At 67.8% G+C, this 13519-nt stretch carries 12 protein-coding genes; 4 read left to right on the forward strand and 8 right to left on the reverse strand.

The window, feature by feature from the left end:
- Positions 1-77 precede the first annotated feature (77 nt).
- Positions 78-506, reverse strand: a complete 429-nt coding sequence (locus IPM49_16480; GenBank protein ID MBK9276118.1) for a hypothetical protein — start codon at positions 504-506, stop codon at positions 78-80.
- 168 nt (positions 507-674) lie between these two features.
- On the opposite strand from IPM49_16480, the gene IPM49_16485 reads away from it, so the two are divergent.
- Positions 675-2915 carry a copper-translocating P-type ATPase gene (locus IPM49_16485; GenBank protein ID MBK9276119.1) on the forward strand — a complete coding sequence of 747 codons (2241 nt, stop codon included), beginning with the start codon at positions 675-677 and terminating at the stop codon, positions 2913-2915.
- Here IPM49_16485 and IPM49_16490 read toward each other — a convergent pair.
- From IPM49_16490 to IPM49_16520, 7 genes are all read right to left on the reverse strand, one after another.
- A complete protein-coding gene (locus IPM49_16490) occupies positions 2912-4180 on the reverse strand; it encodes a DASH family cryptochrome (protein MBK9276120.1) in 1269 nt (422 codons plus the stop codon). The genes IPM49_16485 and IPM49_16490 overlap by 4 nt on opposite strands.
- Positions 4177-5757 (reverse strand): cryptochrome/photolyase family protein, encoded by a 1581-nt coding sequence (locus IPM49_16495; GenBank protein ID MBK9276121.1) that lies wholly within the window; start codon positions 5755-5757, stop codon positions 4177-4179. The genes IPM49_16490 and IPM49_16495 overlap by 4 nt, the downstream gene beginning before the upstream one ends.
- Positions 5721-5879: a DUF2256 domain-containing protein gene (locus IPM49_16500; GenBank protein MBK9276122.1), complete on the reverse strand. Its 159-nt coding sequence runs from the start codon at positions 5877-5879 to the stop codon at positions 5721-5723. Before IPM49_16500 ends, IPM49_16495 begins: the two co-directional genes overlap by 37 nt.
- Positions 5880-5882: 3 nt before the next feature.
- On the reverse strand, positions 5883-6470 hold the full coding sequence (locus tag IPM49_16505) for a DUF429 domain-containing protein (protein ID MBK9276123.1): 588 nt from the start codon (positions 6468-6470) through the stop codon (positions 5883-5885).
- A 3-nt stretch (positions 6471-6473) separates the two neighbouring features.
- On the reverse strand, positions 6474-7160 hold the full coding sequence (locus IPM49_16510; GenBank protein ID MBK9276124.1) for an SDR family oxidoreductase: 687 nt from the start codon (positions 7158-7160) through the stop codon (positions 6474-6476).
- A gap of 38 nt (positions 7161-7198) precedes the next feature.
- Complete coding sequence (locus IPM49_16515) at positions 7199-7930, reverse strand: response regulator transcription factor (protein MBK9276125.1); 732 nt, start codon at positions 7928-7930, stop codon at positions 7199-7201.
- 131 nt (positions 7931-8061) lie between these two features.
- The gene (locus tag IPM49_16520; GenBank protein MBK9276126.1) at positions 8062-9132 is read right to left on the reverse strand and encodes a histidine kinase; all 1071 of its coding nucleotides are present in this window, start codon (positions 9130-9132) and stop codon (positions 8062-8064) included.
- A gap of 97 nt (positions 9133-9229) precedes the next feature.
- Between IPM49_16520 and IPM49_16525 the strand changes: the two genes are divergently transcribed.
- From IPM49_16525 to IPM49_16535, 3 genes are read left to right on the forward strand one after another with little or no spacing between them, the layout of a single operon-like run.
- Complete coding sequence (locus tag IPM49_16525) at positions 9230-9805, forward strand: DUF479 domain-containing protein (GenBank protein MBK9276127.1); 576 nt, start codon at positions 9230-9232, stop codon at positions 9803-9805.
- Positions 9802-11199 carry a transglycosylase SLT domain-containing protein gene (locus IPM49_16530; protein ID MBK9276128.1) on the forward strand — a complete coding sequence of 466 codons (1398 nt, stop codon included), beginning with the start codon at positions 9802-9804 and terminating at the stop codon, positions 11197-11199. The genes IPM49_16525 and IPM49_16530 overlap by 4 nt, the downstream gene beginning before the upstream one ends.
- Positions 11200-11210: 11 nt before the next feature.
- Positions 11211-13508, forward strand: a complete 2298-nt coding sequence (locus tag IPM49_16535) for an agmatine deiminase family protein (protein MBK9276129.1) — start codon at positions 11211-11213, stop codon at positions 13506-13508.
- The last annotated feature ends 11 nt before the right edge of the window (positions 13509-13519 follow it).

Consider the following 13519-nt stretch of genomic DNA (forward strand, 5'->3'; position numbering starts at 1 on the left):
CGCGAAGGTAGGCGAGGGGCCGGAGCATGGGCAGCCCACGCGCTCCCGCGCTACAGCATCCGGGATGGCGAGGTCGCCTAACCCGCCTTCGCCGCGCCGCGGCCCAGCATGAAGCCCACTGCACCGCCCACTCCGGCGGTCCACACCGTGTTCGCCGCCACGTCCACCACCACGGCCATGGGCCCGTCGAACAGGTTCATCATGGCCATGAAGGACAGGTCCACGCTCAGGTAGAAGAGGAAGCCCACGATGGCCCCGGTGACCAGGCCGCCGGCGAGGCTGTTGACGCCCATGCGCCCGAAGGCCCAGGACAGCAGCAGCGCCAGGGTCAGGTTGCTCAGGAACATCAGCGCCAGGTTCATCTCCTCCTCGGTCTTCATCAACCCGGGATAGCTCAGCATGTGAGCTTCCATGTAGCTCATCAGCAGCATGCCGAAGATGAGCCAGCCCAGCAGGAAAGCGACGACTCCGCCCACCAGGGCGGCCAACAGGGTACGCGTGTCCATGGTCATCGGGTGTTGGTGTAGTTCGAAGGTATCGATCTCGCTCAACTTCCTTGCTTCACCGTCATCTTTCCGCTTTTCTCTTTCCGCTCTCTTCTTTCAGCTTTCAGCTTTCAGCTTTCCTCTTTCAGCTTTCCTCTTTCACCTTTCCGCAAGCCTCACCTTTGTCCCATGGCCCTCACGCGGCGCACCTATCCCGTTACGGGCATGACCTGCGCGAGCTGTGTGCTGAGCGTGGAGAAGGCGCTGCGGGCGGAACCCGGTGTGCAGGAGGTGAACGTCAACCTCGCCACGCACACGGCCCAGGTGAGCTGGCCGGGAACGGCGGTGGATGTGGAGGGCCTGCGGGCGGCGGTGCGTCGGGCGGGTTACGACCTGGTGGTGACGGATGAAGGGGACGCCCTGGAGGAGGCCGGGCGCGTGCGGCAGCAGGAGCTCGGCGCGCTGCGGCGGCGCCTGTGGGCGGCCCTCGCGTTCACCGTTCCGCTCGTGGTGGTGGGCATGGCCTTCATGCACGCGCCGTGGAGCCCCTGGGCGCAATGGGCCCTGGCCACGCCCGTGGTGCTTTGGACCGGCCGATCGTTCTTCCTCAACGCCTGGAAGCAGGCACGGCACCGCAGTGCGAACATGGACACGCTCGTGGCGCTCAGCACCGGGGTGTCCTACGTGTTCAGTGCCTTCACCACCGCCAACCCCGGGTTCTGGACCGCACGCGGCGTGATGCCGCATGTGTACTTCGAGGCGGCGGCCGTGGTCATCACCTTCATCCTGCTCGGCAGGTTCCTGGAGGAGCGCGCGAAGGCCGGCACCAGCGGTGCCATCATGAAGCTGATGGGCCTTCGGCCCGACACGGTGCTGCGCGAAGCGGCCGATGGCTCCACGTGCGAGGTGCCGATCGCGGAGGTGGACGTGGACGATGTCCTGGTGGTCCGGCCGGGCGAGCGCATCGCGGTGGACGGCGAGGTGATCGACGGCGAGAGCTACGTGGACGAGAGCATGTTGAGCGGTGAGCCCGTGCCGGTGGCGAAAATGCGCGGTGCGACGCTGCTGGCCGGCACCATCAACCAGAAGGGCAGCCTGCGCATGCGCGCCGGAAAGGTGGGCGCGGCCACCCTGCTGGCGAACATCGTGCGCGCCGTGCAGCAGGCGCAGGGCAGCAAGGCGCCGGTGCAACGGCTGGTGGACAAGGTGGCGGCCGTGTTCGTGCCGGTGGTGATCGGCATCGCGGTGCTGAGCGCGGTCGTCTGGTGGGTGTTCGGTGGTGAGCACGCCTTCACGCAGGGCCTGCTGGCGCTGGTCACCGTGCTGGTGATCGCCTGCCCCTGCGCGCTGGGCCTCGCCACGCCCACGGCCATCATGGCGGGCATGGGCAGGGGCGCCGAACACGGCATCCTCATCAAGGACGCCGAGAGCCTGGAGCGCGCCCGCAGCATCACCGCCATCGTGCTGGACAAGACCGGCACCATCACCGAAGGCAGGCCGGAAGTGGTGGAGGCGAGGGGACTGGAGGATACGGAAGCGGCCACCGCGTTGCAGATGATCGGATCGCGGTCCAAACACCCATTGGCCGAGGCTGTGTTACGCCATATCAATTCCGCACTGGCAGCGTCGACCCTCCGGGTCGACCGCACCAGTGCGGCCGTGGCACAATTCGAGGACCACACCGGCAAGGGCGTGAAGGCCACGGTATCAGGCACCACCTGGCTGATGGGCAACCGCCGCCTGCTGGAGGAGAACGGCGTGGCCGTCACCGCGGAGTGGCGTGAGCATGAAAAACGCTGGCAGGAAGCGGCGCATACGGTGGTGTGGCTGGCCGATGGTGCGCAGGTGCGGGCCGCGCTGGCCATCACCGACCGCATCAAGCCTTCGGCCGCCGAGGCCATCGCACGGCTGAAGCGCAGCGGCATCACCGTGTACATGCAGACCGGCGATGCGCGGCGCACCGCGCAGGCTGTGGCCCAGGTGGTGGGCATCGAGAGCTTCCGCAGCGAGGTGCTTCCCAGGGACAAGGGCGCCTTCGTGGACGGGTTGCGGCAGCAGGGCCATGTGGTGGCCATGGTGGGCGATGGCATCAACGACAGCGAGGCGCTCGCCAAGGCCGATGTGAGCATCGCCATGGGCCAGGGCAGCGACATCGCCATGGACGTGGCGCGCATCACGCTCATCAGCACCGACCTGCTGGCCATCCCGCGCGCCATCCAGCTCTCCCGCCGCACGGTGTCGGTCATTCACCAGAACCTCTTCTGGGCCTTCATCTACAACATCCTCGGCATTCCCGTCGCTGCGGGCGTGCTGATCCCGATCAACGGGTTCCACCTCGATCCCATGCTCGCCGGGGCCGCCATGGCGCTCAGCAGCGTGAGCGTGGTGATGAACAGCTTGCGCCTTCGGGCGGTGCGGTTGGACGCTTAGGACCAGCGTCGCGCGTACTCCCCATCAGGGTCGTACAGCCCCGCCTGCCGTTCGGGGTCGAAGCGGCGCCCTTCCCGCGGGTCGTTGCCCACACCGGCCACGTACTGCCAGTTGCCCCAGTTGCTGCACGCGTCGTGGTCGATGAGCATGCGCTCGAACCACCAGGCACCCATCCGCCAGTCGAGCCCAAGATCATGCACCAGGTAGCTGGCCACGTTCTGCCGGCCGCGGTTGCTCATCCAGCCGGTGGCGGCGAGTTCGCGCATGTTGGCATCGATGAAGGGCTGGCCCGTGCGGCCTTCACGCCACGACTGGAAGCGTCGTTCGTCATGGTCGCCCTGGATCGGCCTGTGTGCGATGCCGGCGCGCTTGAACAGGTCAGCACCGTGCTTGGCCGCGGTGAACTGGAAGAAGTCGCGCCATAGCAGTTCGAACACGAGCCAGTAGGTGCTTTCGTTGGCACCGTGCTCCGCCTCGTAGCGCTTCACTTCCTGGTGGATCTCGCGTGCGGATAAGGCACCCGACGCCATCCAAGGGCTGAATTTGCTGCTGTGGTCAGCGCCCAACAGTCCGTTCCTGGTCTCCTTGTAGCTGGAAAGTGCACGGGTGTCCCACAGGTAGTGCTTCAGGCGAGAAAGTCCGGCGGTACGCCCACCCTGGAACGCCAAGGCCCCGCGCGGATCGTTCGGGTAGGGCACGTATGGCAGGTCTTCCCGCGAGGGGAGCCGTTCTCCCCAGTATGCGGGTGAAGTGATCCTCTCGGGTTCGGGTAACACCTCCCTTACCGGGCTGGCCTTTTCGACCTGGGTGCGGAACGCGGTGAACACGTGGGGGAGCCGGTCCATCGTGAAGGGCAGGTCGCCGGGCAGCAGGAGGGTGTTGGGCGCATGCAGCCGAAGGTCCAGTTCGGCGGCCACGGCGCGTTCCTGTTGCTGTTCCTCCCAGCCGTAAAGGCGCTGTGCATGGACCACATCGGCTTTCCACAAGGTGGCCATCTGGCGTAGCGACGTTGCCGGATCGCCCACACGCACGCTAAGCGCGCTGCCTTTGGAACGGAGCGCCGCGGCAAGATCAGCGATCCCTTCATGGATGAACCGGCGCCGGAAGCTTCCCGACCGCTCGAAGCCGAAGGGCGAGGCCTCGTGCTGCCGGGGATCGATGACGAGCACGGGCAGCACCTCCTCGTGCGCGGCCAGCGCAGCGGTGAGCGCCGGGTTGTCCGCCAGGCGCAGGTCGTTCCGGAACCAGAGGATGGCGCGGCTCATAGTTCCTCGATGTGCGTCAACAGGTCATCGCCCTTGTCCAGAAGCGCTTGGCGTGTCGCGGCGGGCATCTTGTCCCAGGTGCGGTAGGGCATACCCAGGCGCACCATCATGCCGGGCCGTGCCTCCTCACTCAGGAAGCGCTCGCGGTTGCGCGCCAGGAAGTGCCAGTACAGCGCGTTGAAGGGGCAGGCGCGCGGACCGGTGCGGTCGTTCACCCGGTAATGGCAGGAGCCGCAGGAGTGGCCCATCTTGTTCAGGTAGGCCCCGCTGCTCACATAGGGCTTGGTGCCCACGATGCCCCCGTCGGCGAACTGGCTCATGCCGCGCGTGTTGGTGATCTCCACCCACTCGATGGCGTCGATGTAGATGCCAAGGTACCAGCGGTCCACCTCGTCCGGGTGCACACCGGCCAGCAGCGCGAAGTTGCCGGTGACCATCAGGCGCTGGATGTGGTGCGCATAGGCGTTGGTGAGGCTGCCGGTGATGGCCTCGCGCAGGCAGGCCATGCGCGTGCGGCCGGTCCAGAACCATGGGGGCAGTGCGCGGTCGTGCCCGAAGAAGTTGCGTTCGGCATAGCGCGGCATCTGCGCCCAGTACACGCCACGCATGTATTCGCGCCAGCCGATGATCTGCCGCACGAAGCCTTCCACCTGCGCCAGGGTGATGCGCTGCGGATCGGCGAAGTGGGCTTCTTCCGCGGCCCGGCACACCTCCAGGGGCGAGAGCAGCTTCACGTTGAGGCTGAAGCTGAGGCGTGCGTGGTACATCGCCCAATGGTGCGGGCTCATCGCATCCTGGTAGGTGCCGAACCGGGGCAGCAGGTGGGCGATGAAGTAGCGGAGCAGCGCGAGGCTTTCCGCACGGTCCAACGGCCAGGGGAAGTGCGCGGCATCCACCGTGCCGATGGTGTGCACGCCCGCCGATCGCACCATCGCTTCGAGTTCCCGCAGGTCGTGATCGAAGAGCAGAGGCGGGGGCGGCACATGGTCCTTGGGTGGCCGCTGGCGGTTGTCATGGTCGAAGTTCCAGCGGCCTCCGCGCGGTGCGCCGCCCTCCATCAGCAGTCCGGTGCGTTCACGCATCAGGCGGTAGAAGCGCTCCATCAGGTACTGCTTCTTCCCCGTGAACAGGGCCGCCAGCTCGTGCCGTTCCGTCAGGTAGTGGTGCGTGTCGACCACCTGAACGTGAACACCGCAGGTCGAGGCGAAGCGCTTCAGTTGTTCGTCCAGGCGGTGCTCATCGGGCAGCAGGTAGCCCAGCTCGCTGGCGCCGCAGTGCGCGATGATCGCCTGCAGGTTGAGGCCGATGTCGTGCCGGTTCGCGGGATCGTCCAGCGTGAGGTAGTGGACGCGATGCCCTTGGGTCCGCAGGTGCGCGGCGAAGCGCCGCATGGCCCCGAAGAAGCCCAGCACTTTCTGGATGTGGTGCCAGGCGTAGTCCGTTTCCTGGCGCACCTCCATGAGCACGTAAAGTACATCGGGGTCCACGCGCTGCCACCACGGGTGGTCGTGCACCAGCTGGTCGCCCAGCACCAGCCGCACTACGCGGGCCTTGTTCGGTTCCGTTGGTGCCGGCATCGGTCGCTGCAGTGGTTCACCTCCTCCCACACCTTCTCCCATTTCTTTCTCCATTGGAAGGGCAGCCCGCAGGTGGCGCAGGTCTTCGTGGGGCGTTCGCTGGGCGGGCGGTGGCGCGGCATGGTTCAGGCGAGGATGAGGCCCTCGTCCGGTTGTCCGAAGTGGAGCGCTTCGCCGCGGCGGTGGCGGTGACCGATCACCCAGCAGAGCCAGGCATCGGCCTCGTGCCGGTCGTGCGGCTCGGGGGGTGGCAGCATGCACATGCCGGCCATCAGGCGCAGCTTGTGGCGGGGGATGGCGCGGCCGGACCGGATGTGGAGGAACTCCCAGGAATGGCGGACGAGGGCGGCGGGATAGGCCTCGTGCACGGCGATGCCCGATGTGCGCCATTGGCCGGCCAGCCGGATGGCGCGCGCGGTGAGCCCGCCGAGGAACATGGGGCTCATGCCGCCCGCCTGCCGGTCCGCGTGGCGGAAGAAGTGGTCGTCGCCGCGACCGAAGTAGGCGCCGGGCAGGCTGAGGGGGGCATCGATGTACACCGCGGCCGGCGTCAGTTCCGCCACGCGCCGCTGCAGCCAGGCATCGCCATCATCACCGCGCGGCGTGCGCTCGAAGCGGAACAGGCCGCGTTCGCGCAGGCAGATCACGGTGTTGCCGGCGGTGCGCGCTCCGAAGTCGATGCCGATGTGCGGCCTGTCGTCCTCCGTCCCCATGGTTCAGATCGCGCTGAGGCCGCCATCCACACCGATCACCTGACCGGTGATCCAACGCGCCTGGTCGCTCAACAGGAAGGCGGCCATGGACGCCAGCTCCGCGGCTTCGCCCACGCGCTTGAGGGGATGGCGTTCGGCGCCGGCGGCTTCGCGTTCCGGCGTGCTCAGCAGCTTCTCTGCGAGCGGCGTACGCGTCAGGCTCGGCGCGATGCAGTTGACGCGCACGAGCGGCGCCAGCTCGGCGGCCAGCGAGCGGGCCATGCCCTCCACGGCGCCTTTGGCGGCGGCGACGCTGGTGTGGAACGGCATTCCACGGCCCACCGCCACGGTGCTGAAGAGCACGATGCCGCTGCCGGGGACCTTCTTCAGCCGGTCCGCACAGGCCTGGATGGTGTGGAAGGCGCCCACCACGTTCAGCTCGAAGGCGGCGCGCAGGTCGTCGGCCTTGGTGGAGCGCAGCGGCTTCAGGTCAATGCTGCCGGGGGCATACACCAGACCGGAGAGCTCAGCCGGCAGTGGGTCCACGGGGAACGGACCGGCGGTGGCATCGAAGGGGATGTGCGGCACGCCAAGGCCCGGGTCGCGGCGACCGGCGGTGATCACCGCAAGGCCCTGGGCGATGAGCTGTTGTGCGGTGGCGTGACCGATGCCGCTGGAAGCACCGACGACCAGGATGGGGGCTTGGGACATTGCCCCAGGAACAGCGTGCTGCGCCGCGTTGTTCGCGGTCAGAGGCTGAGCAGCTCCTTGAAGCGGGTGGCCTGCCGTCGGCTCACTTCAATGCTCTCGCCGGGCGCGCCGCTCTTGTCCGCCGGCTTCAGCTTCACCATCAGCCCGCCGTTGAACCAGGGCTCGATCTTGTCCACCCAGCGCAGGTTGATGATGTGCTTGCGGCTGGCGCGGAAGAAGGTGAGCGGGTCGAGCTTCTCCTCCAGCTTGTTGAGGCTGCGCAGCACCAGCGGCTTCTGGTCGGCGAAGCGCACGCGCACGTAGTTGCCCTCGCTCTCGAACACGCGCACGTCCTTCAGGGTCACGAACCAGCATTTCTCGCCGTCCTTCAGGAAGATCTGGTCGTTCTCCCGCAGGATCTCACGCTGCGGCACGTCCTCGCCCGACGGTTGAGGCACCTTGGCCAGGGCCGCGTCCAGGCGCTCGGGGTCGATCGGTTTCAGCACATAGTCCAGCGCGTTCACCTGGAAGGCGCGGATGGCGTGCTCGTCGTAGGCCGTCACGAAGATCACGTGCGGCGGCCGGTCCAGGGCGCTCAGCAGCTCGAAGCCATCGCGTCCCGGCATGTTGATGTCCAGGAAGATGAGGTCGGGGTGTTTCTCGGCGATCAGGGCCTCGGCCTCGTCGGCGTTGGCCGCTTCGCCCACCACCTCCACCTCCTCGTGCTTCTCCAGCAGCGAGATCAGCTCCTTGCGGGCCAGGCGTTCGTCATCGATGATCAGCGTCTTCATGGTCGTTCGGTGTTCGTGTTCGTCAAGCGATCAGCCGGCCATCTGCTGCCGGCCTCCAGCCTCCGGCTGCCGGCCTCCGGCTTGCGGCATTCAGCGTTGGTGCGGTTCTCCATGTTCCCGTGTCCCATGGTTCAGGTCTCCTCGCCCAGCACCGGGGCTTCCGCGCGCGGGATCAGCACATCGGTCACCACCATGCCATCGGCGTTGCTGATGTGCAGGTTGGCCTTGCGGCCGTAGATGAGGTCCAGGCGGCGCTGGGTGTTGCGCAGACCGATGCCGCTGCCGTTGATGCGGCCGGGCTCGTAGTGGCCGGTGTTGCGCACGGTGAGGTGCAGCCCGTCGTCACCCTGGCGCGCTGCGATGTGGATGTCGCCGCCCTGGGTGAGCTTGGCGATGCCGTGCCGCACGGCGTTCTCCACCAGCGTCTGCAGCAGCATGGGCGGAACGGGCTCCCGCTCCAGGCCCTGTGGTACCTCGAACTGCACACGCAGCCGCTCCTCGAAGCGCATGGCCTCCAGCGCGAGGTAGGCCTTCACGATGTCCACCTCCTCACCGAGCGGCACGGTGGTGCGTTTCACGGTGCTCATGGCGTTGCGCAGGATGGCGCTGAGCTGGGTGATGGCGCGCTTGGCCTGCGCGGGGTCCTCATCGATCAGTGCGCGGATGCCGTTCAGCGCGTTGAACATGAAGTGCGGGTTGAGCTGGCTGCGCAGGTTGTTGAGCTGGTTCTCGCGGTCGGCCGTCTGCAGGCGCAGGTTGCGGATCTCCTCCAGCCGGTTGCGGGCGAAGTAGTGATAGGCGAGATAGGCGAGCGACCACATCACCAGCAGCACCACCCAGTTGATGAGCTGGCCGAAGAATCGGGCGGCGTCACTGCTGAACAGCGAGCCGTAATCGGGCAGCAGCACACCCACCAGGATGCCCTCGATCACCGTGGCCGTGAGCCCCAGCAGCAGCCCGGCCAGGGCCAGGCGCGGGATCAACAGGCCCAGCGGCCGTTCCAGCCAGTGGTTGCGCACCATCACCTCGCGCAGGGCGTGGCTGCTGCCGATGCCCAGGGCGAACACCAGCACCATGATCACGTAGAGCCCCGGGTCGAGCGTGCCCTTCACATAGTTCCACAGGACGAAGAGCCCCACATAGCCGCCCCACGCGACGAGCTGGGTGGCCCAATAGAGCAGATAGCGACGCTGCGGGGACATGCGGACCACGAATGTACCGGGACGACGCAGGATGTCCGGGGGCATTCCATGAGCGGCGGACGGCCGGGTTGGAAGGGCGGTACCTTCGGGCCCCGCGATGAACTTCCTGGGCCACCTGTACCTGAGCGGCGACGATCCGCTGGTGATCACGGGCAACTTCATGGCCGACGCCATCAAGGGCTCCGACCTGAGCCGTTTCCCGGCGGGCCTTCAGCGCGGCATCCGCCTCCATCGCGCCATCGATCACTACATCGATCAGCATCCACTGGCCCGGGCCGGACGTGATCGTGCCCGCGCGCATGCGGGCCGCTATGCGCCGGTGGTGCTGGACCTGTTCTACGACCATCTGTTGGCGGCCCATTGGAACGCCCTGCACCCCGAGCCGCTGGAGGACTTCACCGCACGGATGTACGGGGTGCTCCAGGCGAACGCGACCTGGATGGAGGGTCGGCCGGCGCGCATGCTGCCCCCCATGATGGCCGGCGACTGGCTGGGCGCCTATGCGCAGCGCGAAGGACTGGCCGGTGCCCTGCGGGGCATGGCCCGCCGCGCCCCGGAAGGGGAGGTGATGGCGGGTGCCGAAGCCGTGCTTTGGGCGCACTACGAGGCCTACCGCGCGGAGTTCATCGCCTTCCTCACGGACATCCAGCGCGACACACGGACGCTTCGATGACGCGCGCACAACGCATCGCCCTTCTCGGTCTTGCCGCCATCGGGCTCCTGGGGCTGCTCCTGTGGCTTCGCACGGAGGTCGCCCTTCCGCATCAGGCGCGCGAGCCATGGTCCGAACCGCTGGTGGACCGCGACCTGGCGGCGATCGCAGCGGACACGCTGCGGGTGCTCGTGGTGGAGCATCCGCTCACCTACGAGCGCTTCCCCGGTGACGAACGCGGAACGGAGTTCGAGCTGCTGGAGCGCTTCGCGGGGCAACATGAGCTCGCGCTCAAGGCGCTGGTGGTGCCGGGGGACAGCCTGCTCCCGTTGTTGCAGCGTGGCGTGGGCGACGTGGTGGCCGCGCAGGTGCACCGCGGGCGCTTCGGCGACGCGGTGGCCTGCACCGTGCCCTGGTGGCACGTGACACCCGTGCTGGTGCGGCTGCGTCCCGACCGGGCCGCGGAGGTGGCGGCGGACGTCGTGGATACCGTGCATGTGCAGGCGGGAGGGCCGTGGGCGATGGACAGCGCGCGGGTGCCGGTGCGTCGGGCCGATGGGCGGACGGGTGCCGCGCTCATCGAAGCGGTGGCCGTGGGCAAGCTGCCCGCCGTGCTCGTGAGCGACCTCGAGGCCCGCCATCATGCCGAGCACCTTCCGCAGCTCACCTTCGAGCCGGTGGACGCCGCGCCCGTGGACGTGGTGCTGGCGGTGCGCCGCAACGCCGTGCGGCTGCGCGAGGCCCTGGACAACTGGCTGAGCATGCCCGCCGAGCAGGAGGCGCGGGCCCTCATCGTGGCGGCCTACGGGGATCGCCTGCCGCGCCGCGGACCCTTGGGCGCCACGCGCGGACGGCCCTTGGCCGGTGATTCGCTCTCGCCCTATGATGCCCTCTTCCAGGAGAAGGCCGACCTGATGCACTGGGACTGGGAGCTGCTGGCCGCCATCGCCTTCAAGGAGTCGCGCTTCGACACCGCCGCGCTCAGCGTGAAGGGCGCGCAGGGCCTCATGCAGATGATGCCCGCCACGGCCGAACGCCTGGGCGTGGACAGCATGCAGCTGGTGGAGGGCCAGGTGCATGCGGCGGCCATCTACCTGGCCATGCTGGACAGCCTGTGGCGGCGCTCCATCCCCGAGGCGGACGAGCGCCTGCACTTCGTGCTGGCCGCCTACAACGCCGGGCCGGGCCATGTGCGCGATGCACAGCGGCTTGCGCAGGAACTGGGCCTGGACCGCCACCGGTGGACCGGGCATGTGGAGCGGGCCATCACCCTGCTGGCCTTCCCGGCCTACTACCGGCGTCCGGGCATCACCGCCGGCCGGTGCAAGGGAGCCCAGACCTTCCTTTATGTGCGGGAGGTGCTCGGCCTGCACCGCCGGTTCAGGTCGGCCGGAGCGCGAGGCGGCTCCCGCTAACTTGCGGGGCCATGACCCACGCTGACCGCCCTCTCGGCATCCTTCGCCTTGTCGCGCGCCTCACCGCCACGTTCGCCCTCCTGATGCCCCTCACCACCGCGGCACAGCAGGGGCTTCCCCACGCGCTCGACCCGTCGGAGGTGCCGCTGATCCGGGCCTATCGCGACAGCCGTGCCCAGGATGCGCGGGGCACCACCACACCGCCCCCCTTCGCACCACGCACCATGGCCGAGTGGGAGGAGGTGCAGACGCTCTGCGTGGCCTGGGTGTCCTTTCCCAGCATCCTCAAGCAGATCGTCCGCCATGCCAGGGCCGAGTGCCAGGTGCTCATCCTGTGCGGCAACCCCGGCACCACCAACTCCCAGACCAACATCACCAGCTACCTGCTGGCGAACAACGCGGGCGGCGCCCCTCTGGCGGACCTCACCAACATCAGTTTCCTCAACACGCCCTACAACAGCATCTGGATGCGCGACTACGGTCCGGAGTGCATCTACCAGAACGAGGTGGATTCGCTGTTCCTGCTGGACTGGATCTACAACCGACCACGTCCGGCGGACGATGCCACGCCCGATGCCATCGGGGCCTTCAAGAACATCGCCGTGTACAGCACCACCACGGCGCCCAACGACCTGGTGCACACCGGCGGCAACTTCATGAGCGACGGCTTCGGCACGGGCTTCTCCAGCAACCTGGTGGTCGACGAGAACGGTCCGTCCGGCGTGTACAACCAGACCGACAAGACACCCGCGCAGGTGGACGCCCTGATGACGACCTGGATGGGGATCCAGCCGGGGCGCTATGTGCGGATGACCCAGCTGCCGTTCGATGGCATCAACCACATCGACATGCACATGAAGCTGCTGGACGAACGCACGCTGCTGATCGGCCAGTTCCCGAACGGTGTCAGCGACGGCCCCCAGATCGAGGCGAACATCCAGTTCATCCAGCAGAACTACAGCAGTGTGTTCGGCACGCCGTACCGCATCATCCGGGTGCCGATGCCGCCGAGCACCGGGGGCAGCTATCCGCCGAACAGCAGCTACCGCACCTACACGAACAGCATCTTCATCAACCGCACCATCCTGGTGCCCACCTATCGGGAACAGTACGATACCACAGCGCTGCGCATCTACCGCGAGGCCCTTCCCGGCTACACGGTGGTGCCGATCGATTGCGACGACGCGAGCGGCAACATCATCGCACAGAGCGGTGCGTTGCACTGCATCACCAAGGCCATCGGGGTCGCCAAGCCGCTGCTGATCCGCCATGAGCCGCTGGCGGACCGCACGGACGATGGGAACGGCTACCCGGTGGAGGCGTACATCCGGCACCAGAGCGGCATCGCGAACGCCGAAGTGTACTGGACCACGGACACGACCCAAGGGTACACGGCGCTGGCGATGGGGCCCGCCGGAGGCAACACCTGGTCCGCCACCATCCCTGAACAGACCGGAGGAGGCACGGTGTACTACCACCTCCGCGCGGTGGCGAACAGCGGCAAGGTGCAGGTGCGGCCCATCACGGCGCCGCAGGGCTGGTGGCGCTTCACCATCACCCCGGCCCCCGGCTTCGCGCTGGCCGTGCGCGCCTATCTGGAAGGCGCGTTCGATGGCAACACGGGCCTGATGCGCGACGACCTTCGCACGCTGGGCCTGCTGCCGTTGACCGAGCCCTGCACCGCGGCCGGCTTCGTGCTGGTGAACAACAGCACACCGGCCACGACGGCCCCCGTGCTGGCCGTCACCGGCACCGACGCCATCGTGGACTGGGTGCTGGTGGAGCTGCGTGATGCGGCCACCCCGTCCACCGTGCTCCGCAGCCGCACCGCGCTCGTGCAGCGCGACGGTGACATCGTGTCCGTGGACGGCACCTCGCCGGTGAGCTTCGACCTGCCGGCCGGCAGCTACCATGTGGCCGTGCGACACAGGAATCACCTCGGCGTGATGACCGCCGCTCCGCTCGCGATGGGTGTGGGCACCACGGTGCTGGACCTCACGGCCGCCGCCACGCCCACCTGGGGCACCGAGGCGCGCAAGGCCATCGGCGGGGTTCGGGCCTTGTGGGCGGGCAACGTGCAACGCGACGACCGCCTCAAGTACGCCGGGAGCGCCAACGACCGCGATCCGGTCCTCACCGCGATCGGCGGCACGGTGCCCACCGCCACGGTGAACGGGCAGTACCGGCCCGAGGACATGAACATGGACGGCGTGGTGAAGTACGCCGGAGGCGGCAACGACCGCGATCCCATCCTGGTGAACATCGGGGGCACGGTGCCCACGGCCACGCGGATCGAACAACTTCCATAGAACAACTCACT

It is taken from the genome of Flavobacteriales bacterium (assembly GCA_016715895.1).
GTDB lineage: Bacteria > Bacteroidota > Bacteroidia > Flavobacteriales_F > PHOS-HE28 > PHOS-HE28.

Bases quoted from the DNA above. Each gene is read 5' to 3' on its own strand.
- IPM49_16485 (MBK9276119.1), top strand. From the start codon at position 675: ATGGCCCTCACGCGGCGCACCTATCCCGTTACGGGCATGACCTGCGCG.
- IPM49_16495 (MBK9276121.1), bottom strand. From the start codon at position 5,757: ATGCCGGCACCAACGGAACCGAACAAGGCCCGCGTAGTGCGGCTGGTG.
- IPM49_16500 (MBK9276122.1), bottom strand. From the start codon at position 5,879: ATGCCGCGCCACCGCCCGCCCAGCGAACGCCCCACGAAGACCTGCGCC.
- IPM49_16505 (MBK9276123.1), bottom strand. From the start codon at position 6,470: ATGGGGACGGAGGACGACAGGCCGCACATCGGCATCGACTTCGGAGCG.
- IPM49_16490 (MBK9276120.1), bottom strand. From the start codon at position 4,180: ATGAGCCGCGCCATCCTCTGGTTCCGGAACGACCTGCGCCTGGCGGAC.
- IPM49_16535 (MBK9276129.1), top strand. From the start codon at position 11,211: ATGACCCACGCTGACCGCCCTCTCGGCATCCTTCGCCTTGTCGCGCGC.
- IPM49_16480 (MBK9276118.1), bottom strand. From the start codon at position 506: ATGGACACGCGTACCCTGTTGGCCGCCCTGGTGGGCGGAGTCGTCGCT.
- IPM49_16520 (MBK9276126.1), bottom strand. From the start codon at position 9,132: ATGTCCCCGCAGCGTCGCTATCTGCTCTATTGGGCCACCCAGCTCGTC.
- IPM49_16510 (MBK9276124.1), bottom strand. From the start codon at position 7,160: ATGTCCCAAGCCCCCATCCTGGTCGTCGGTGCTTCCAGCGGCATCGGT.
- IPM49_16525 (MBK9276127.1), top strand. From the start codon at position 9,230: ATGAACTTCCTGGGCCACCTGTACCTGAGCGGCGACGATCCGCTGGTG.
- IPM49_16515 (MBK9276125.1), bottom strand. From the start codon at position 7,930: ATGAAGACGCTGATCATCGATGACGAACGCCTGGCCCGCAAGGAGCTG.
- IPM49_16530 (MBK9276128.1), top strand. From the start codon at position 9,802: ATGACGCGCGCACAACGCATCGCCCTTCTCGGTCTTGCCGCCATCGGG.